The sequence below is a fragment of the Aurantimonas sp. E1-2-R+4 genome, from assembly GCF_036549515.1.
GTDB lineage: Bacteria > Pseudomonadota > Alphaproteobacteria > Rhizobiales > Rhizobiaceae > Aurantimonas > Aurantimonas coralicida_A.
Map to the genome: position 1 here is coordinate 1 of NZ_JAZHLK010000063.1, position 20,333 is coordinate 20,333.

At 63.7% G+C, this 20,333-nt stretch carries 18 protein-coding genes; 10 read left to right on the plus strand and 8 right to left on the minus strand.

Going from position 1 to position 20,333, the window contains the following annotated elements; genetic code table 11:
* On the plus strand, positions 1-382 hold a 382-nt coding region (locus VQ045_RS19290), incomplete at its 5' end, for a hypothetical protein (RefSeq protein ID WP_331831271.1).
* Positions 383-544: 162 nt separating this feature from the next.
* Here VQ045_RS19290 and VQ045_RS19295 read toward each other — a convergent pair.
* The gene (locus VQ045_RS19295; RefSeq protein WP_327626333.1) at positions 545-994 is read right to left on the minus strand and encodes a GatB/YqeY domain-containing protein; all 450 of its coding nucleotides are present in this window, start codon (positions 992-994) and stop codon (positions 545-547) included.
* A 383-nt stretch (positions 995-1,377) separates the two neighbouring features.
* Here VQ045_RS19295 and carA point away from each other — a divergent pair, with 383 nt between their 5' ends.
* Positions 1,378-2,565 (plus strand): glutamine-hydrolyzing carbamoyl-phosphate synthase small subunit, encoded by a 1,188-nt coding sequence (gene carA / locus VQ045_RS19300; RefSeq protein WP_331831284.1) that lies wholly within the window; start codon positions 1,378-1,380, stop codon positions 2,563-2,565.
* 98 nt (positions 2,566-2,663) lie between these two features.
* Here the strand turns inward: carA and VQ045_RS19305 are convergent, their stop codons facing one another.
* Entirely contained in the window at positions 2,664-2,801 is a 138-nt protein-coding gene (locus VQ045_RS19305) for a hypothetical protein (protein ID WP_327626335.1), read from the minus strand.
* A gap of 295 nt (positions 2,802-3,096) precedes the next feature.
* On the opposite strand from VQ045_RS19305, the gene VQ045_RS19310 reads away from it, so the two are divergent.
* On the plus strand, positions 3,097-3,342 hold the full coding sequence (locus tag VQ045_RS19310; RefSeq protein WP_331831272.1) for a helix-turn-helix transcriptional regulator: 246 nt from the start codon (positions 3,097-3,099) through the stop codon (positions 3,340-3,342).
* A 30-nt stretch (positions 3,343-3,372) separates the two neighbouring features.
* On the opposite strand, the gene VQ045_RS19315 is transcribed toward VQ045_RS19310, so the two are convergent.
* Positions 3,373-5,625: a pentapeptide repeat-containing protein gene (locus tag VQ045_RS19315; protein WP_331831273.1), complete on the minus strand. Its 2,253-nt coding sequence runs from the start codon at positions 5,623-5,625 to the stop codon at positions 3,373-3,375.
* 274 nt (positions 5,626-5,899) lie between these two features.
* Between VQ045_RS19315 and carB the strand changes: the two genes are divergently transcribed.
* The 3 genes from carB (at position 5,900) to VQ045_RS19330 (ending at position 11,205) form a co-directional block, all read left to right on the plus strand.
* Positions 5,900-9,331, plus strand: a complete 3,432-nt coding sequence (carB, locus tag VQ045_RS19320) for a carbamoyl-phosphate synthase large subunit (RefSeq protein ID WP_331831274.1) — start codon at positions 5,900-5,902, stop codon at positions 9,329-9,331.
* 184 nt (positions 9,332-9,515) lie between these two features.
* Positions 9,516-9,989, plus strand: a complete 474-nt coding sequence (gene greA, locus VQ045_RS19325; protein WP_327623939.1) for a transcription elongation factor GreA — start codon at positions 9,516-9,518, stop codon at positions 9,987-9,989.
* A gap of 160 nt (positions 9,990-10,149) precedes the next feature.
* A complete protein-coding gene (locus VQ045_RS19330) occupies positions 10,150-11,205 on the plus strand; it encodes a glycosyltransferase family 4 protein (protein ID WP_331831275.1) in 1,056 nt (351 codons plus the stop codon).
* Here the strand turns inward: VQ045_RS19330 and VQ045_RS19335 are convergent.
* Complete coding sequence (locus VQ045_RS19335; RefSeq protein WP_327648802.1) at positions 11,169-11,978, minus strand: glycosyltransferase family 25 protein; 810 nt, start codon at positions 11,976-11,978, stop codon at positions 11,169-11,171. The two genes, VQ045_RS19330 and VQ045_RS19335, sit on opposite strands and share 37 nt — an antisense overlap.
* A 62-nt stretch (positions 11,979-12,040) precedes the next feature.
* Positions 12,041-13,438, minus strand: a complete 1,398-nt coding sequence (locus tag VQ045_RS19340; RefSeq protein WP_327648816.1) for a TrkH family potassium uptake protein — start codon at positions 13,436-13,438, stop codon at positions 12,041-12,043.
* Between the two features lie 257 nt (positions 13,439-13,695).
* Between VQ045_RS19340 and trxB the strand changes: the two genes are divergently transcribed.
* Together trxB and VQ045_RS19350 are read left to right on the plus strand one after the other, a co-directional pair.
* Positions 13,696-14,667, plus strand: coding sequence for a thioredoxin-disulfide reductase (gene trxB / locus VQ045_RS19345; RefSeq protein WP_327648804.1), 972 nt, complete (start codon positions 13,696-13,698; stop codon positions 14,665-14,667).
* Positions 14,668-14,726: 59 nt separating this feature from the next.
* Positions 14,727-15,623, plus strand: coding sequence for a LysR family transcriptional regulator (locus VQ045_RS19350; RefSeq protein WP_327648805.1), 897 nt, complete (start codon positions 14,727-14,729; stop codon positions 15,621-15,623).
* A gap of 30 nt (positions 15,624-15,653) precedes the next feature.
* Here VQ045_RS19350 and VQ045_RS19355 read toward each other — a convergent pair whose 3' ends face one another.
* Positions 15,654-17,261 carry a putative bifunctional diguanylate cyclase/phosphodiesterase gene (locus tag VQ045_RS19355; RefSeq protein WP_331831276.1) on the minus strand — a complete coding sequence of 536 codons (1,608 nt, stop codon included), beginning with the start codon at positions 17,259-17,261 and terminating at the stop codon, positions 15,654-15,656.
* A gap of 142 nt (positions 17,262-17,403) precedes the next feature.
* Between VQ045_RS19355 and VQ045_RS19360 the strand changes: the two genes are divergently transcribed.
* A complete protein-coding gene (locus VQ045_RS19360) occupies positions 17,404-18,207 on the plus strand; it encodes a metallophosphoesterase (RefSeq protein WP_331831277.1) in 804 nt (267 codons plus the stop codon).
* A 389-nt stretch (positions 18,208-18,596) separates the two neighbouring features.
* A complete protein-coding gene (locus VQ045_RS19365) occupies positions 18,597-19,613 on the plus strand; it encodes an SOUL family heme-binding protein (protein WP_331831279.1) in 1,017 nt (338 codons plus the stop codon).
* A gap of 141 nt (positions 19,614-19,754) precedes the next feature.
* On the opposite strand, the gene VQ045_RS19370 is transcribed toward VQ045_RS19365, so the two are convergent.
* Together VQ045_RS19370 and VQ045_RS19375 are read right to left on the minus strand one after the other, a co-directional pair.
* Positions 19,755-20,102 (minus strand): cupin domain-containing protein, encoded by a 348-nt coding sequence (locus tag VQ045_RS19370; RefSeq protein WP_331831281.1) that lies wholly within the window; start codon positions 20,100-20,102, stop codon positions 19,755-19,757.
* A 10-nt stretch (positions 20,103-20,112) separates the two neighbouring features.
* On the minus strand, positions 20,113-20,333 hold a 221-nt coding region (locus tag VQ045_RS19375), incomplete at its 5' end, for a hypothetical protein (RefSeq protein WP_331831282.1).

Sequence of the window (20,333 nt, forward strand, 5' to 3'; positions counted from 1 at the left end):
GCGGTTTGCTTTCGTCCACATCGCTTCCATGCCCTCGTCGAATCAAATCAACAGCATGGAATCACAAACGATTCATATCATTCAACTTCTTTGTGGACCGACACTGATATCGAAAATTGTCGACAAACAGCTCTTAAATAACGTCTTGACCAGTTCCCTGACGGATGACGAGGTTCGCCAGATAATTTCTTCAATGGCCGACAGGCACAAAAACCTTGCGCCGGAGATGAAAGCCTCAATCGACAAAGAAATCACCACACTCCTTTGGTCCCGGCCAAAATTTCCGTTGACAAAAGTATACATGGGCGGACGTGCATTTCCTCGAACCAATCCCCAGCCATCGGCCACGGGTTCCGCTGAATCAGGTGCAACTGAACCGTAGGCTTTCACGAGTGCTCTGATAGTGAGCCATCATGCGTCGAACTGGAACGAAGGTCCGCTTTCGGAGGCTACCTCGAATAGACTCAACGGCCGCAACGGGCGCGTAACTGCCTTTCCGACCACTCGTCACGAATGCCCTGGATGGCTCGCAAACGGCCCGCCCCTATCTGAGCAAGCCCTTCACCACGGTCGAGGCCTTGCCGATGTCGAGCTTGCCGGGGAAGCGTTCCTTGAGGGCGTTCATGCAGCGGCCAACGTCGCGCAGGCCCTTGGCGTCGGTCTCCTCGACCACCTGCCGGCAGGCCCGTTCCATCTCGCTGGGGTCGAGCTGCGGCGGCAACAGATCGCGGATGACGGCGATCTCGTCGCGCTCCTGTTCGGCCAGTTCCAGCCGGCCGCTGTCCTCGTAGTCCTTGGCGGATTCGACCCGCTGCTTGATCATCTTGACGAGGATGTGCAGCACCTCCTCGTCGCCGACCGGGTCGCGCCCGGCATTGCGATTGGCCACGTCGCGATCCTTGATCGCCGCGTTGATCAGCCGCAGGGTCGAGATGCGGCGTTTGTCCTGGCTTTTGGTCGCTGTGTTCAAAGCGTCCGCGAGATGCTCGCGCATGGTGGTGACTTTCGCGTTTCGTCAAATCCGCCCGCGCGGACCGAAGTCGGCCAGCGTGGCGCGTAATCGACACCTGTTCTTCACGTAGGTAAAGCCCCGGTGCCCCTACAAGTCGGGGCGGGCTTCGATCTTGACCGGGCCTGTCTCTCAATTGCATCGGACGTGGCGCCCGAATATGCCGCACCGGCGGCCATCCGCCAATGACGACGCCGCCTCTTGCAGTGCAATGCGGCGCGGATGTAGAGAATTGCCGGGCGGCGCGCAAGGGCGGTTGCGCCAAGGCAGCCATGCGCCGATATCATGGCGAACCGACGCAATGCCTGGCAGATAGCGCCACGATTGTGGCAATGCGCCGACATATCCGACGACTGAAAGGTGAGACCATGACCGACGGCTGGACGACGCGCAAGACAACCGCGCTCCTCGTGCTCGCGGACGGAACCGTGATCGAGGGCTTCGGCCTCGGCGCGTCCGGCGCGATCGAGGGCGAGGTGTGTTTCAACACCGCATTGACCGGGTATCAGGAAATTCTCACCGACCCCTCCTACAGCCGCCAGATCGTCACCTTCACCTTCCCGCATATCGGCAATGTCGGCGCCAATGCCGAAGACCAGGAAGACCTGACCCCGGCCAAGGCGTCCGGGGCCGTCGGCGCGATCTTCCGGGCCGACATTTCCGAGCCGTCGAACTATCGCTCGTCGGGCCATCTCGACGCCTGGCTGAAGGAGCGCGGCGTCATCGCGCTGTCGGGCGTCGACACGCGGGCGCTGACGGCGCTGATCCGCGAGACCGGCATGCCCAATGCGGTGATCGCCCACGATCCGGACGGAAACTTCGACCTCGACGCGCTAAAAGCCCGCGCGGCGGCCTGGGGCGGTATCGTCGGGCTCGATCTGGCCAAAGAGGTCGGCAGCGGCGACACCACCGTCTGGGACGAAAAACCCTGGGTGTGGAACGAAGGCTATGCGGCCGAGGCGGCGCCGCGCTACACGATCGTGGCGATCGACTACGGCACCAAGCGCAACATCCTGCGGCTGATGGCCGGCCAGGGCGCCAGGGTCGTTCTGGTGCCGCCGACGGCGAGCGCCGAGGAGATCCTCGCGCACGAGCCGGACGGGGTGTTCCTGTCGAATGGTCCGGGCGATCCGGCCGCCACCGGCGATTACGCCGTGCCGACGATCAAGGCGCTGGTCGACAAGGGCGTGCCGGTGTTCGGCATCTGCCTCGGCCACCAGATGCTGGCGCTGGCGCTCGGCGGGCGGACCGAGAAGATGCATCAGGGCCATCACGGCGCCAACCATCCGGTCAAGGATTTCACCACCGGCAAGGTCGAGATCGTGTCGATGAACCACGGCTTCGCGGTGGCGGCTGACTCTCTGCCGGCCGGGGTCGAGGAGACCCATCGCTCGCTGTTCGACGGCTCGAACTGCGGCCTGCGCGTTGCCGGCAAGCCGGTGTTCTCGGTGCAGCATCACCCCGAAGCCTCCCCCGGCCCGCAAGATTCACACTATCTCTTCCAGCGGTTTTTCCGGATGATCGACGATCACAAGGCCGGCAAGATCGCCGCCTGAGCGCCGGCCGCGATCCCCGTTCAAGCCCAAACGCATGAAGGCGCCGGAGCGATCCGGCGCCTTCATGCTGTCTAAGGGTATTTCGGTCCGCCGGCGGCTTAAGCCGCGCGGAACCGCATCAAGAGCCGCTTCATCCAGCTGCGGAAGCCGCAGCTGAAGGTGGCGTGACGGTGCAGGTCGTCCCTGCCCCGGTCGCCGCCATAGGAAGAGCGGCCGACGATGATATCCGCTAACATGTTCGCGCTCCTCGTTCGATGTTGAAACCCTAGCGCCCGAAGCCTTCCATCCGATTAACTTCAACCTGAAGGAATGATCGTCGCCCGATTGCAATCCATTCATAAATGCGCACTCTGTGCGTCAAGTCAAGCGAATATTGCGCACGAGGTGCATTTTTCGGGAGCGTCGACCAAGGGAATCCGTGACCGTCGAATCGACTTTGCCGAGGCGACGATCTAAGCAGGCCCGGCTTTCTCGAAGCTGGTCGCCGCGGCGGCGCGGCCGCACGACGTGGCTGCATGGAGGGGAGTTCCGATGGACCCGGAGGCTTTTCGAACCTGGCGCAAGTCGCTCGGGCTGAAGCAGAAGGACGCCGCCGAGCGGCTCGGCCTGAAAAAGCGGGTCATCCAGTATTACGAAAAGGGCCATCGCGACGGCAAGGCGGTGGAAATCCCGAAGACCGTCGAACTCGCCTGCCTCGCTTTGTCGCTCGGCTATGACAGCTATGACGGGAGTTTGCTGCGCGGCACGGCGGCGCGGCCACCGTCCGACGCGGATTGAGCGGCGATCATCCAGTCCATCAGGAAATGCTCATCGCGTCCCATCGGACGTCGCCGGACTCTGAGCGGCGGCCTCCGCATCCACCCGTTCCTTCTCTGCCTCCGTGACAATGTCCCGCAGCGTCGTTCTGGCCGCGTCATTCATGGCAACCGCACCGGCACAGGAATTCGGTGTCGCGTCGAGCAGCCTTTTCGCGGCTTTGGTGACCAGAGATGAATTAAAGAATTCGACTCGATCGCGAAGCCGCCTTGCAATCCCGTTGGATACATAACCGTCCACGTCCGCATTGCAGGCGGTATCGACCAGAATTTCCAAATGGATGGGCAACCAATCCTCGAAAGAACGGCTGTCCTTTTCCAGCCGAACCCAGGCATCGATGGTTGCCCCGTCCTCCTCCGGGGTTCGCGCGTCCATCCTCAGCACCTCCAGACGCTCCAGAAAGATATCCTTCCGATCTCCCGCGGGAATGTCTTTCGACCATGTTTCGATGAGGTCGCTCAGACTCTCGGGCTCAAGCGGGATGAGATCATAGCTCAAAAATCTCTCTGGCCCGATAACCGGTGCGGCCTCGATGTTGGCGATCAACGCACTCTCAAGATCGGGAGCAGAGCCCAGAACAGTTCGCCAGGAAAAAGCGTCAGCCAGCGACGCCCCCTGCAGCTGCACCCCCTCCAGCGACGCCCCCTGCAACTGCGCATACTCCAGTGACGTCCCCTGCAGCCAAGCCCCGAACAGCGACGCCCCCTGCAACTGCGCCTCGTCCAGCGACGCCCCCTGCAGCTGCGCCCCGAACAGCAACGCCCCCTGCAGCTGCGCATACTCCAGCGACGCCCCCGGCAGCCGCGCCCCGAACAGCGACGCCGCCTGCAGCTGCGCATCCACCAGCGACGCCCCCTGCAGCCGCGCCCCGCCCAGCGACGCCCCCTGCAACTGCGCATACTCCAGCGACGCCCCCTGCAGCCGCGCCCCGAACAGCGACGCCGCCTGCAGCTGCGCATACTCCAGCGACGCCCCCTGCAGCCAAGCCCTGTCCAGGGACGCCCCCTGCAGCCGCGCATACTCCAGCGACGCCCCCTGCAGCCGCGCATACTCCAGCGACGCCCCCTGCAGCCGCGCCCCGAACAGCGACGCTCCCTGCAGCCGCGCATTTGCAAAATTTGTCCGACGAAGGTCGAGAGAATCAAGAACCGCGCCGCGAAAATCGCGATCGCGAAATGAGCGAATTATTGCCCCTGAAGAGAGAGTGCTTGTCGGGCGTTCCCTTTCCTGTGCATCAAGTTTTGCGATCTCCTCGTCGTCGATGAAATCGTCGTCGGCGCGGAGGATGATATAATTCAGGACCCAGCCGCCCGATGTCCGCCTATATCTCTGGTCCCAGGTGCCCACGACCGGGCGCGACAAGATCGACACCTGGTAGGCTTCGACCGCTTCCCCCGGAAAGATCAGAACCAGGACGGACAGGAACACGCCGGCAAGACTAGCGGTCACGGCGACGCCTGATCGTGCGAGCGACATTAAAGCGTTCGAGCTCTTCGCCCTGAGCGCGGGCCGCCAGATCAGCCATAGACAGAGAAGATCGAGCGCGATGAACACGCGGTGCGCCCAAGTCGCCGCCTCATCGTGATAGGGTAGAAATCGAACCTGAACGAAGAAGAGGAGACCGAGCGGCGCGAAGACCACCGTCAGCCAGACGATGAAGCGCAGGACGCCGACATAGATCCGGTCGTGCAAACCCTCTTCGCTCCCGGCCACCGCCTGCAGAACGATATAGGGATCGAGCCGCTGTCGCAGCCGCGCCCTCTCAACGGCTCCTGTCGCCACCTGGCACAGGATGGTTTCGTAAATCGACACCCGCTCCATCAAGCCGCGCAGCTGCAGGAGCAGGTACAGATGCATGACGATGAACAGCCCCGGCGCCACCCAGAAGAAACCGATCAGCGGCAAGTCGACGTCGAGCACCGGCAATTTGATGCCTTCGGCCAAAAACAACTGACGATGCGTGATCGATCCGACGGCGATGACGAGATAGGTCCAAAGAACCAGGTAGGTGACCCAGGTGCCGCGAACGCGGGAGGCGGCCGTGTTGACGGCACTTTCTTGCGCGACAAGGTCCTTGGAAAGCTGCGCGGGATCGGTGGAAAGCCGCTGCTGTCGCGCCTCGGTGGATCGTCGGTGCGATGCGTAGAGCGCCGCCACCCATCCGAAGGCGGAACTCATGCGGTTCGCCAGCCGGTTGAGGACATTCCTGCCCAGATGCTTTACGCGCGTCCCGAGCAGCGCCAAGTTTCACTCCCACTTGCCATCAGCCGTCGTCCCCGCCGGTACGACTATAACGAGCGGTTTCCGCCTCACAAGCAAGCCGGGGCCAGGCCTCCGGCATGCCATCGCGCGTGGGACCGGCATGACATTCCCACGAAAAGCTCATCCGTCACCCCTTCCCCCATGCCCGCCTCTTGCCTATAAGCCGGCCTCAGCCTCGACAGAACCCGCCGCGACCGGCCGCATCCCTGATGCGGGTGGAATCTTGGCGCGCAACCAAACCGGACGATAGCTTCCCATGCCGAAACGCACCGACATCCACACCATCCTCATCATCGGTGCGGGCCCGATCATCATCGGCCAGGCCTGCGAATTCGACTATTCCGGCACCCAGGCATGCAAGGCGCTGAAGGAGGAAGGCTACCGGATCGTGCTGGTCAATTCGAACCCCGCGACGATCATGACCGACCCCGATCTCGCCGACGCCACCTATATCGAGCCGATCACGCCCGAAGTGGTCGCCAAGATCATCGCCAAGGAGCGGCCGGACGCGATCCTGCCGACGATGGGCGGGCAGACGGCGCTGAACACGGCGCTGTCGCTGCGGCGCATGGGCGTCCTGGAGAAATACGGTGTCGAGATGATCGGCGCCGACGCCAACGCCATCGACAAGGCCGAGGACCGCGCCCTCTTCCGCGAGGCGATGGCGAAAATCGGCCTGGAGACGCCGCGTTCGCTGCTGGCCAACGCCACCGATGCCAAGGCCGCCGACCGCCGTGTCCATGACGACCGCAAGGCCGAGATCATCCACGCGATCTCCGATCCGGCCGAGCGGGACGCGGCGCTGACCGCGCTCGAGGACGCATGGCAGCTTGGCGAATCCGATCGCAAGCAGCGCTACATGACACGGGCGCTGGCCGCCGCCGCCGAGGCGCTCGACGCGGTCGGCCTGCCGGCCATCATCCGCCCGTCCTTTACTCTCGGCGGAACCGGCGGCGGCATCGCCTACAACCGCTCGGAATTCTTCGAGATCGTCGAGGGCGGGCTCGACGCCTCGCCGACCACCGAGGTGCTGGTCGAGGAGAGCGTGCTCGGCTGGAAAGAGTACGAGATGGAGGTGGTTCGCGACAAGGCGGACAACTGCATCATCATCTGTTCGATCGAGAACATCGACCCGATGGGCGTCCATACCGGGGATTCGATCACCGTCGCGCCGGCGCTGACGCTGACCGACAAGGAATACCAGATCATGCGCAACGCCTCGATCGCGGTGTTGCGCGAGATCGGGGTCGAGACCGGCGGCTCGAACGTGCAGTTCGCGGTGAACCCGGAGGACGGCCGCCTGGTCGTCATCGAGATGAACCCGCGCGTCTCCCGCTCCTCGGCTCTGGCTTCCAAGGCGACCGGCTTTCCGATTGCGCGGGTCGCGGCGAAGCTCGCCGTCGGCTACACGCTCGACGAACTCGACAACGACATCACCGGCGGCGCGACGCCGGCCTCGTTCGAGCCCTCGATCGACTATGTCGTGACCAAGATCCCGCGTTTCGCCTTCGAGAAATTCCCCGGCGCCGAACCGTATCTGACCACGGCGATGAAGTCGGTCGGCGAGGTCATGGCGATCGGCCGGACCTTCGAGGAATCGCTGCAGAAGGCGCTGAGAGGCTTGGAGACCGGGCTTGACGGGCTCGACGAGATCGAGATCCCGGGGATCGGCGAAGGCGACGACAAGAACGCGATCCGCGCCGCTCTCGGCACGCCGACGCCCGACCGCCTGCTGATGGTCGCCCAGGCGCTGCGCATGGGAACCACCCCGGAACAGGTTCACCAATCCTGCAAGATCGACCCGTGGTTCATCGCCCGCATCAAGGCGATCATCGACCTCGAGGCGCGGGTTCGCGAGCACGGCCTGCCCAAGGACCCGGACAATCTGCGCTTTTTGAAGTCGGTCGGCTTTTCCGATGCCCGGCTGGCGAAGCTCGTCGGTCAGGATGAGGCGGATGTTGCCGCCTTGCGGGACCGGCTCGATATTCATCCGGTCTACAAGCGGATCGACACCTGCGCCGCCGAATTCGCCTCCCCCACGCCCTACATGTACTCGACCTATGAGCGGCCCTTCGCCGGCGCGCCGCGGTCCGAGGCCGAGGTCAGCGACGCGAAGAAGGTGGTCATCCTTGGCGGCGGCCCGAACCGGATCGGCCAGGGCATCGAGTTCGATTACTGCTGCTGCCACGCCGCCTTCGCCCTCAAGGACGCGGGCTTCGAGGCGATCATGATCAACTGCAATCCCGAAACCGTCTCGACCGACTACGACACCTCGGACCGGCTGTATTTCGAGCCGCTGACGGCCGAGGACGTGCTGGAGATCCTGAAGGTCGAACAAGCCCGGGGAACGTTGCACGGGGTCATCGTGCAGTTCGGCGGCCAGACGCCGCTGAAGCTCGCCGACGCCCTCGAAAAGGCCGGCATTCCGATCCTAGGCACCTCGCCGGATGCGATCGACCTCGCCGAGGATCGCGACCGCTTTCAAAAGCTGCTCACCGATCTCGATCTGCGTCAGCCCCGCAACGGCATTGCCCGCTCGGTCGAGGAGGCGCGCAAGATCGTCGCAGAAATCGGCTATCCGGTGGTCATCCGGCCGTCCTACGTGCTCGGCGGCCGGGCGATGGAGATCGTCCGCAACGAGCCGCAGTTCGAGCGCTACATCACCCATGCCGTGGTCGTCTCGGGCAAATCGCCGGTGCTGATCGACTCCTATCTCAAGGACGCGATCGAGGTGGATGTCGATTGCCTGTCGGACGGCACATCCACCTATGTCGCCGGGATCATGGAGCATATCGAGGAAGCCGGCATCCATTCCGGCGACTCGGCCTGTTCGCTGCCGGTCCGCTCGCTGTCGACGGCGATTACCGACGAATTGGCCCGCCAGACCCGCGACATGGCGCTGGCGCTCAAGGTCGGCGGCCTGATGAACGTCCAGTTCGCGATCAAGGGCGACGACATCTATGTCCTGGAGGTCAATCCCCGCGCCTCGCGTACCGTGCCCTTCGTCGCCAAGACCATCGGCTCGCCGATCGCCAAGGTGGCGGCGCGGATCATGGCCGGCGAAACCCTCGATACGGCCTTCGCGGCCTATGGTGGCGCACCCGACCCGCGCGGACTGAAGCACATCGCGGTCAAGGAGGCGGTGTTCCCGTTCGCCCGCTTCCCCGGCGTCGACACGCTGCTCGGCCCGGAGATGCGCTCCACCGGCGAGGTCATGGGTCTCGATTACGACTTCGCCGTCGCCTTCGCAAAGTCGCAGCTCGGCGCCGGCGTCGACTTGCCGCGCGACGGTACGGTGTTCATCTCGGTTCGTGACGGGGACAAGCAGCGGGCCCTCGCGCCCGTCCGCCGGCTCTACGACCTCGGCTTCAAAGTGATCGCGACGGGCGGCACCCAGCGCTTCCTCATCGATAACGGGATCGCCGCCGAGAAGATCAACAAGGTCCTGGAGGGTCGCCCGCATATCGAGGACGCGATTCGCAACCGTCAGGTGCAGCTCGTCCTCAACACCACGGAGGGCGCCAAGGCGCTGTCCGATTCGCGCTCGCTGCGCCGCGCGGCCTTGATCCACAAAGTGCCGTACTACACGACCTTGGCGGGGATGAGTGCCGCCGCCGAAGCGATCGCCGCACTCCGGACCGGCAATCTTGAAGTTCGGCCGTTGCAATCGTACTTTACGGCTGCCTGACTAAAACGCGCCCTTCGGACAGGGCACCAGGCACTGTCGCAGTCCGGATTGTCTCGCTGGTTCCGAACGGTCGCTGCCGTTCGGGGCCGGTTTATTATTGTGCTCCGGCGTCGGGCCTCGGCCTGCCGGCAACCAACGAAAAGACGATGTCGCGGCACGCCCGCGCATGGGAAAGGTGGAGGCCATGGAAAAGGTCCCGATGACGACCCACGGGTTTGATGCGCTACGGGAGGAGCTTCGCCGTCGCCAACAGGAAGAGCGGCCACGGATCATCCAGGCGATCTCCGAGGCGCGCGCACACGGGGACCTGTCGGAAAACGCCGAGTACCATGCCGCCAAGGAGTCCCAGAGCCTCAACGAGGGGCGCATCTTCGAGTTGGAGGACCTGACCGCCCGCGCCGAGGTCATCGACGTCAAGAAGCTGTCCGGCGACAAGGTGAAGTTCGGCGCGACGGTCAAGCTCGTCGACGAGGATACCGAGGCGGAGAAGGTCTATCAGATCGTCGGCGACCAGGAAGCCGACGTGAAGATGGGACGCATCTCGATCTCCTCGCCGATCGCCCGCGCCTTGATCGGCAAGGGCGAGGGCGACACCGTCGAGGTCGCGGCGCCGGGCGGCGCAAGATCCTACGAGATCCTTCAGGTCAGCTGGGCGTAGGCGCAAAGGACCTTCGAGACGGCACACCCTGTCCCCAGGTAAGAGGGATGGGGCGTGTACAAGCGCATGGGCGAGGTTGCGGTATGGAAACGCTCCCCTGCCCTTCGCCGTCGCCTGAGCTGGCCGCAAGGGTCAAACGCGCCGTGACGGAGTCGCCCAGATGAACGTTCGAGATATCGCGGTCATCGCGCCGAACTTCAAACGCCGGCTGTCCGGCGTGACCTCGACGATCGTCCAGCTCGTCCCCCTCCAGGCACGCTCGATCGGAATCGCGGCGCTCGGAGCGGGTTTGCCGGACCATCTGCCGAAGCTGCGTCTTCGCGATATTCCCGGCCTCTGGTCGCCTCCAATAGGCCGGCCGTTCCGCATCTGGCATGCCCGGCGCAACGTGGAGATGCTGGCCGGCATCGTGCTGCGCGACATCCTGCGGATGCCGCTGCGGCTCGTCTTCACCTCCGCCGCGCAACGCCACCACACCGGCTGGACGCGCGGGCTCATCCGGCGCATGGACGCGGTGATCGCGACGAGCGGCAGGAGCGCCGGCTACCTCACGGTCCCGGCCGAGATCGTCCTGCACGGCATCGATCTTGACCGCTTTCATCCGGCGCCGTCGCGCGAGACGCAGAAGGCCGCGCTCGGTCTCGCCGGACGGCAACTGATCGGTTGCTCCGGACGCATCCGCCACCAGAAGGGCACCGACCTCTTCATCGACGCGATGATCGCCCTCTTGCCACGCCATCCCGAATGGACAGCCATCGTCACCGGCCGCGCCACGGCAGAGCACGCAGGGTTCGACGCCGATCTGCGGCGCCGTGTCGAGGCCGCCGGGCTAAATGAACGCATCCGCTTCCTCGGCGAGGTCGAGGACGTGACGACGTGGTTCCGGGCCTTCGATCTTTACGTCGCGCCCCCGCGCAACGAGGGCTTCGGCCTGACCCCGCTGGAGGCGATGGCTTCCGGCGCCGCGGTCGTCGCCAGCGACGCTGGCGCGTTCCAGGACATGATCATCGAGGGCGAGACCGGACGCATCGTTCCGGTCGGCGATGTCGCGGCTCTCACGGCGGCGGTCGAGGCGTATCTATCCGACCCCGAGGCTTTGGCGCGCGCCGGCGCTTCGGCGCTCGCCCATGTCAGGGCGAAATTTCCCCTGGCGCGCGAGGCCGCGGAAATCCAGCGTGTTTATGAACGGCTCTGGTCCGCCGCGGACCGTGGCTGAAAATCGCCATCGTCGACCCGCGTTCGCCGGTACCGCCGGCCGAACAGGCGCATGACATGGTCTCCCGCCAGCTTCACCTGCGTCGTCAGGCGCCGGAGGTGGAAGGGCAAATTTTCGGGTGTGACCGCAAGCCGTTGCCGGGAGGCCTGAATGGTCGAACCGATGGGGATCGGCGGTTCGATGCCCCTCGCCTTCAGGATGTGCAGCTGCATCGCGAGCGCCGGCTCCACCTGATAGGACACGAGGCGTTTCAGCGAATGGATGAAGGCATCCACCGGCGCGGCCCCGAGCCGGGCGCGCGCCAGCAGCTTCTGCGCGCCGCTCGGCCACAGCAGATAGGCGGCCGATCCTGACTTGTCGCGATGAACCCGGACGATGGAGATTGCGCCGAGGACACGCCCGTTGCGCGCAACGAACCGCTTGCGGTCGAAGCTCTCCAGATTGACCAGATCGACATCGGTCAATCCGGCCAATCGCGGCAACGCCGCGGCAAGTCGGCCGGAGAGCACCACGTCGTCCTCCAGGACCAGCATGGGCTCCTTGCCGCGAGCCAGTTCGGACCACAGCGTCTGGTGGGACAGGAAGCAGGCCAGCTCCGGCTTGGTCAGCGGCCGCTCCCAGCCTTTCCCGAGGGTGCGCGCGGTCTCGTCCGAGATATCGTCCGCACGGACAGCTGGAAAACGCTCGAAGCGCAGCCCGAGCGCGGCGCTCTGTTCTTCCATGAAGGCGCGCCGTTCGATGGCCCTATCGAGATTGATATAGACGATGCGCATGCGGGCTCGCGGTCAGCTCCGATCGAGGGACGGCCCGGCGACCGGGACGGCGCACACCACCATCAATCCAGCCAGACCGACGGAAACAGCAGGATGAGAACGGTTACCAGTTCCAGCCGGCCGAGCAGCATGCCGATCGACAGGATCCACAAGACTGGATCCGGGAGCGAGCCGAAATTGCCCGCCGGGCCGATGATCTGTCCGAAGGCGGGACCGACATTGGCCAGCGCCGTCAACGATCCGGTAAAGGCGGTGACGATGTCGAGGCCGAACATCGTCAGCAACACCGTGCCCATCAACAGCGCGCCGAAAAACAGGAAGAAGAAGATCGTGACCGTCTGGATGGTCTGCGGCGAGATGTCGTCATTGCCGTATTTCAAGCGAATGATCGCATGCGGCCGGACCAGCCGGCGAAAGCTCGAGCGGACCAGCAGATAAAGGATGACCAGCCGGTTGGCCTTGATGCCGCCGGTCGTCGACCCGGCGCAGCCGCCGAGGAAGGTGGCCAGAAAGAACAAGCCGATCGCAGCATTCGACCACAGCGTATAGTCCTCGGACGCATACCCCGTGGTGGTGATGATCGAGACCAGATTGAATGCCGAGGACAGCAGCGCCTCGCCGAAGGGCGTATCGTTCACGACCCGGCGCGTCACCGCCATGGCCAGACTGAGCACCAGGCAGATCATCAGGAAGACGGCGATCTGGGGGTCGCGCCATAGCTGGAAGCGTCTCGGCAGGAACGCCCTGATGTAGATCACGAAGGGCAATGCCCCGAGGATCATGAACACCATGGCGGCGAGCAGGATGCGCTTGTCTTCGAAATACCCGATCGAACCATCATGCGTCGAAAAGCCGGCGGTCGCCACGGTCGTCATGGCGTGATTGACTGCGTCGAAGAAGCTCATCCCGAGAGCGGTGTAGGTTATCGCGCAAAGGGTAGTCAGGACGACATAGGCCGTGACCAGTCCGCCGACCAGCTGGTTGATCCGGGGCAGGACCTTGTCCGACTTGTCCGAACTTTCCATGTGGAACAACGCCAGTCCACCGGCCTGCAGCGAGGGCAGGATCAAGAGCACCATGCCGACGATGCCGATGCCGCCGAGCCATTGCAGCAGCGACCGCCACATCAAGATGCCCGGCGACAGCGCGTCGAGGCCGGAGATCACCGTCGAACCGGTCGTCGTCAGCCCCGACATGGACTCGAAGAAGGCACCGGCGAAGGTGACATTGACCTCCGAGAAATAGATCGGCAGCGAGCCGACGAGAACCGCCACCAGCCAGACGGTCGTGACAAGCAAGAAGCCGAGTCGTTGAGTGAATTTGGGGCGTTCGCCGCGCGTCGCCACGGCGACGAGCACGCTGACCATGCCGACCAGCAGGCTGGAGCCGATGAAAACCCGCCATTCCTCGTTCTCGTCGGCAAGGTCCACCAGTGCCGGAATGATCATCGCCGCCGCCAGTGCGAGCCCGAAAATCGAGGTGACGTGGGCGATGGTCCTGAAAATGGAACGGCTCCGGGAAAATACAGGCCAGCGCTAAAGGGCCATGAAACAGCGGGCTTTCATATCCTCTCGCCCCCGGATCGGCAATCGGTGCAACGCTCCATGCCGCCGTCAACCGCTCTCGGACGCCTTGTGTTGCAGCACCGCACCCCCTCGTCTATTGAACGGGCCGACTTGCGATGCCATCTGCCAGACGCCAATCGAGCGAGGCCGTCATGACCGAACGCCATGTGGACATTCTGATCGTCGGATCTGGTCCTGCAGGATACACCGCCGCGATCTACGCGGCACGCGCCATGATGAAGCCGCTGCTCGTCGCCGGCCTTCAGGAGGGCGGCCAGCTGACCATCACGACCGATGTAGAGAACTATCCGGGCTATGCCGAACCCGTCCAGGGTCCGTGGATGATGGAGCAGATGAAGAGCCAGGCGCTCAATGTCGGAGCGGAGATCGCCAGCGACGTCATTGTCGAGGCCGATCTCGACCGGCGGCCGTTTCGACTAACCGGCGATTCGGGCGCGGTCTACACCTGCGACGCGCTGATCATCGCCACCGGCGCCCAGGCCAAATGGCTCGGCCTGGAAAGCGAGACGACCTTTCAGGGATTCGGCGTCTCGGCCTGCGCCACCTGCGACGGGTTCTTCTACCGCGGCAAGGACGTCGTCGTTGTCGGCGGCGGCAACACGGCCGTCGAGGAAGCGCTCTATCTGTCGCATATCGCGAAGTCGGTTACGCTGGTGCATCGCCGGAACGAATTGCGCTCCGAGCGCATTCTGCAGAACCGCCTCTTTGCCGCCGACAATGTCGAAATCGTCTGGGACACCGAGGTCGAGGAGATTTTGGGGGTCGTCAAGCCGCTGAAATCGGTCAATGGCGTTCGCCTGAAAAACCGCGTGAGCGGCGAGGTCAGCGAACGGGCGACCGACGGCGTGTTTGTCGCCATCGGCCACGCGCCGGCGGTCGAATTGTTCGTCGGAAAATTGAAACAGAAGCCGTCCGGCTATCTCTGGGTGGAACCCGGCACGACGCAGACCTCGATGCCGGGCATCTATGCGGCGGGCGACGTCGCCGACGACGTCTATCGCCAAGCAGTGACCGCGGCCGGCCTCGGTTGCATGGCAGCACTGGAAGCCGAGAAATGGCTCGCCGCCCAGGTGCTCGACAACCAACGCCAAGCGGCGGAATAGCGGCAGCGGGCGGGCGTCTAGGAACGCCCCGCTCCAAAGCCGTCTGGAGATGACACCCCATGGCGCTCGACTGGGACAAACTGCGGATTTTTCACGCAGCCGCCGAAGCCGGCTCGTTTACCCACGCTGCCGACGCTCTCAACCTCAGCCAGTCGGCGATCAGCCGGCAGGTCGCCGCCCTGGAGCAGGAGATCGGCGCGCCGCTGTTTCATCGGCACGCTCGCGGCCTGGTGCTGTCCGAACAGGGCGAACTGCTGTTCCAGACCGCCAATGAGGTTCTCAAGCGGCTGGAACAGGTCCGCATGCAGCTCACCGAAACCCGCGAGAAGCCAACCGGCAAGCTGCGCGTGACCACCACGGTCGGCCTCGGCTCCGGCTGGCTGACGGAGCGCTCGAAGGAATTTCTCGAGCTTTACCCCGAACTCGAGCTGCAGCTGGTCTTCGATAACGAGGAGATCGACCTGACGATGCGCAAGGCGGACGCGGCGATCCGCCTCAGACAGCCACAGCAGCCGGACCTGATCCAGCGCCGCCTGTTCACCGTGCATCTTCACGTCTATGCGGCGCCGTCCTATCTGGCGCGCTTCGGTCCGCTGGAAACGATCGAGGATCTCGACAAGCACCGGATCATCACCTTCGGCGAGCCGGCTCCGAACTATCTGCGCAATCTGAACACGCTCGAAACGGTCGGCCTTCCCGAGGGCAAAATGCGCCACCCGATCCTGCAAATCAACAATCTGATCGCCATCCGCTCGGCCATCGAGAGCGGCATCGGCGTGGCGCTGCTGCCGGACTACATGATCGACAAGCGCGCCAAGCTGGTGCAGGTGCTGCCGGAGATGGAGATGCCGACCTTCGACACCTATCTTTGCTACCCCGAGCAGATGCGCAACGCGGCGAAGCTCAAGGTCTTCCGCGATTTCCTGATCTCGAAGGCGCGCACCTGGGCCTTTTGAGGCCGCGGTTCCGATACGCCGGCTGACAGTTCAGGCGGCGCTTCCGCCGGCCACTCGTGCTCCCTCAGCGCGTTCGGCCAGGAAGTGGTGGACAGCGTCGCCGTTCATCGGCTTCGCATAGAAGAATCCCTGCACTTCATCGAGTCCCTCGAGCTTGGCGAAGACCTCCTGGCGCTCGTTCTCGACCCCTTCGAGCACCGTCTCCATGCGCAGCGTTGCCGCCATGCGGACGATGGTGCGCACGATCTCGGCCGTTTCTTCGCCCGATGCCAGTTCCTGGGTGAAGGAGCGATCGATCTTGAGGCGGTCGAAGCGGAACTGCCTGAGATTTCCGAGGCTGGAAAATCCCGTTCCAAAATCGTCCATGGTGATCTTGACGCCGACTTCGCGGAGTTCGGCGATCATGCGAATGACGGTCGGGGTCGGATCAAGCAGGAGTGATTCCGTCACTTCGAGATCCAGGCGGCCTGGCGCAAGGCCGCTCTCTTCCAACACCTCCCGCACCCGAGATGCCAATTGCCCATCCTGAAATTGGATCGGCGACAGATTCACCGCGACGCCGATCGGCGTCGCCCAGCTGGCCGCCGCCGTGCACGCGTCGACGAGCACGCGGTTGCCCAAGTGGAAGATCAGCCCGGAACTCTCCGCCGCCGGGATGAATTCGGCGGGCGCCAACTGACCCCGGCGCGGATGGTTCCAGCGGACAAGCGCCTCGAAACTGCGAATGGCGCCGTCGCGCGCCGCGATGATCGGCTGAAATTGCAGCACGAATTCATTCCGGTCGAGGCCACGCTTCATCTCGCCGACCAGTTCGGCCTCCGCGTCCTTGGCCTGACGCATCTCGGGCCGGTAGATCTCGAACGCGTTGGCATATTTCGACTTGGCCCGGTAGAGCGCGATATCAGCCGAGCGCATGACGTCGGACCAGGTCCGGCCATCGTCGCCGACACGCGCGATGCCGATGCTGAGTCCGGGCGTCAGCGGCACATTCTCGAAGTCGATGGTCTGCCCGACGCACGCGATGAGGGTTTTTGCAAAGTCCTCGGCGTCCTCGCCAGGTTGGGGAAAGTGTACGACGAGGAATTCGTCGCCGCCGAGACGCACCGGAATATCGTCATCAAGACAGAGCTCGCGCAGTCGTCGGCCGACTTCGATCAGGACCACGTCGCCGGCGCGATGACCGAAGGTGTCGTTGATCTTTTTGAACTTGTCGAGGTCGAGCATGTAGACGAGCGCGCCGCGCTTTTGCCACAGCCGGCTCGCTATTCCCTCCTCCAGCCGGCTGGTGAGATACGAGCGATTGAACAGGCCCGTCACGGAGTCGCAATGGGCCTGCTCGCGCATCAACGCCTCGGTCTGATGCATTTGCCACAGGCGATCCTCCAGCTTGCTCTGGTGGCGGCCAATTCCCAGAAAGACCCGCCCGATCACCAGCGGCGACGACAGCGCCAAGACGTGCATCGCCGTCGCCGTAAAGGTTGCACCAAAGCTGGGGGCGAGCCCCTGCCAGCGACGCACCTGCATATCGATCAAAAGTCCGGTGACGGCGAACAGGGTGCCCAGCCCGAGTCCGCAAAGAGTATAGGTCCGCTCCAACGGATTCAGGCGGAAATTGTTCAGCGGTTTGAAAAAGAACACGTCCGCGATCCAGTGTCTCGAAGAGTTGACAGAGTCTTATCCGCAATCCGGGGTGGAGTGATACCAATTTAGGTTGTTCTGCTTTCGAGCGAATTAACGCCTCAGGAAAAACATAGCTCTCCAGGCAAACGGAGTTTCCGCCATGTCGCCACATCCATCCCTGATCGCGGCCATCGGCGACGTACATGGCGCGGCCGGGCTGCTTTCGACGCTTCTTCAGGGGCTCGACACGGTCGCGGAGAGCCGGAAGACACCCATGGAGATCATCTTCCTCGGCGATATCGTCGACAGGGGACCCGACAGTCGCGGCGCCCTCGATCTCGTCGTCGAAGCGATCGCCACCCATCCGAATTCCCGACTGCTCATCGGCAATCACGACTGGTGGTTGCTGCAATTTCTTAAAGGTGAACTCGATATCGACGCGATCGACAATTGGCTGGACCAAGGCGGCGCCGCCACCCTCGCCTCCTATGGCGCCGCCCCGGCCCCAGACCTCGAGGCCAGCCGGCGCCGCATCCTGCGGGACCGGCCGGAGCATTTGGAACTCCTGTCCGACGCCGCGACGATCGCGGTCGACGGCAGCTTCGCCTTCGTCCATGCCGGAATCGATCCGCGTCGACCGATCGACCGGCAGGATGCGCACGACTGCCTATGGATCCGCGCGCCCTTCCTCGACCATATCGGACGGCTCAGCCACGTCGTCGTGCATGGCCATCAGCCCCAAAAGGGTGGCCGTCCGGTGGTTACGGAAAACCGCATCTCGATGGACACCGGCGCCGTCTTCACCGGCCGGCTCTCGGCCGTCGTCATCGAACGGGACAGCGACCAACTGGAGTTTTTCGCTGCCACCGCAGCGGGTGGCTTCGCGGCCGTCGAGCCGGTCCGACTGGATCGGGGGCTCGGTACGGTCCTGGATGCTTCAGCACGTACGGCCGATCGCGTCTGATGTCGCCGCACCGGCGTCGTCCCGCCGATATCTCCGGCGGCCGACGCCCAACCGCCGTGGATATCCGCAGGCAAAAAAATGGGCGGCACGAGGCCGCCCGAATTATGGCTGGAGTATCAGGTCATGAAAAACCCGATGTCCTGCTAATGCGTCAGCTCCGGTTTGGTTGCGCCCTTGCCAAAAATAAATGATCCAGCCCGACGTGTTCTCGCCGGCAATTCGGCCGGAAACCGCGCCCAGGCGCGGCAAAGTCGTTAGCAGACGCAACCAACCACGCATGGTGGCGTTATCGCAGCGAATACTCTTGCGCCACCGCCCGATCGGCATGACCTAAGTGCCCGGAGCCAGTGTCGGCGCAGACCAACAGACGACCGCAGGAGTCCCAGCCCATGTTCCGCGACAAGCCCACCGCCTATGATCGCATTGCCGATGCCCTCAGCGATATCGGCGAGCGCATTGAAGAGCTCGAGGGACGGGTCGTCGACCGTTTCGATCCCCGGCCGTCGCGGGCCGAGCGGATGCGCCGATCGATTTCCCGGCACTTGCCCTTCCACGCCGAGCCGACGGGCCTGTCGCGCTACATGCCGGACTTTCTGACCGGCCTGTCGATGCCGTCCGGCTCCGAGGCCCGCCGCCACGTCCGCTCGCTTCGCGACGACGCCGGCGAAGGAATCGACAACGCGCGCGGCTATCTGAGTGATTTTCGCCAGCATCTTCCCGACCTTCGCCTGGCCCGCCTTCCGGGCTTTCGCGGCGGAAACCAGCCCCAGCGCGGCATCGACTACCTGCGTGACCGGCCAGAACTGACCGCGCTTCTCGTGGTAGGTGGTGCCGTCGCGGTCGTCGGCACGGCGTATTTCGTCACCAAGAAGGTACAGGAGCATACCGAGGAACCGGACTACGACGTGGTCCGCGAGGACGGGGCGATCGAAATCCGCGATTACGACGCGATGATCGTCGCCGAGACCGTCAAGAGCGGCTATCACGAGAAAGCGCGCCGCATGGGCTTCCAGACGCTTGCCGATTACATCTTCGCCCGTAGCCGTCCCGGCAAGAAGATCAAGATGACGACCCCCGTGACCCAGCAGCTGGCCGAAGGCGACGGCCGGACCAAGGGCTGGGCCGTACGTTTCGTCATGCCGAAGAAATTCACCCTCGCCAGCCTCCCCGAGCCGGGCAATGGCGACGTGGCGATCAAGGAAGTTCAGGCGCGACGCATCGCGGCGATCCGCTTTTCCGGTAATTTCAATGCAACGCTCGCCAGCAAGCACCTGATGAGCCTCTACAATTATCTCGCGGACAACAATCAGAAGCAGAAGAGCGATCCCGAATACGCCTTCTATAATCCGCCCTGGACCCCTGGCTTCATGAAGCGCAACGAAATCCTGATCGAGATCGAACGCTGAGGCATGTATGGCCGGCATTTCTTGCCGGCTGCGGGACGGCGGAGGGCGTAAAATCGCGCTCCGGCTGCCGCAGGAAAAACAAAAGGGTCCGCGATACCAGCGGACCCTTCTTGATGTATCGAGTCCCGTACCGGTGCGATCTCAGACCTTGATGACGTAGTGCTTTTTGGTCGGCTCGACGACCTTCCACCGGCCCTTGAAGCCCGGGCGGATGACGAAGCTGTCGCCGGCGACGAGCTTGACCGGCTCGCAGCCCTCCTCGGTCAAGACCGAGACGCCTTCGAGAATGTGCAGGAACTCCCACTCGGTATAGTCGATCTCCCACTCGCCGGCGGTCGATTCCCAGATGCCGGCGTAAAGGCCGTTGCCATCGTCCTCGATGTTCCAGGTCTTGTTGGCAGGGCGGCCGCTCTTGATCTTTTCCTTGGCCGGCGCACCGCTCTCGACGGCAATGCCGTCCTTGTCGAATTTCAGGAAATGTTCGGCCATTTCGGATCTTTCAGCAGGAAGAAGAGATTATCGGACCGGCAGAAATGCGCGGCGGCGCCGCTCGTTCCGTCATTGGCGAGAAAGCCAAAACGGCCGCCTCATGGGCGACCGTTCTAGGTCTGAGTGTCGGTCCACAAAGAAGTTGAATGATATGAATCGTTTGTGATTCCATGCTGTTGATTTGATTCGACGAGGGCATGGAAGCGATGTGGACGAAAGCAAACCGCGGGA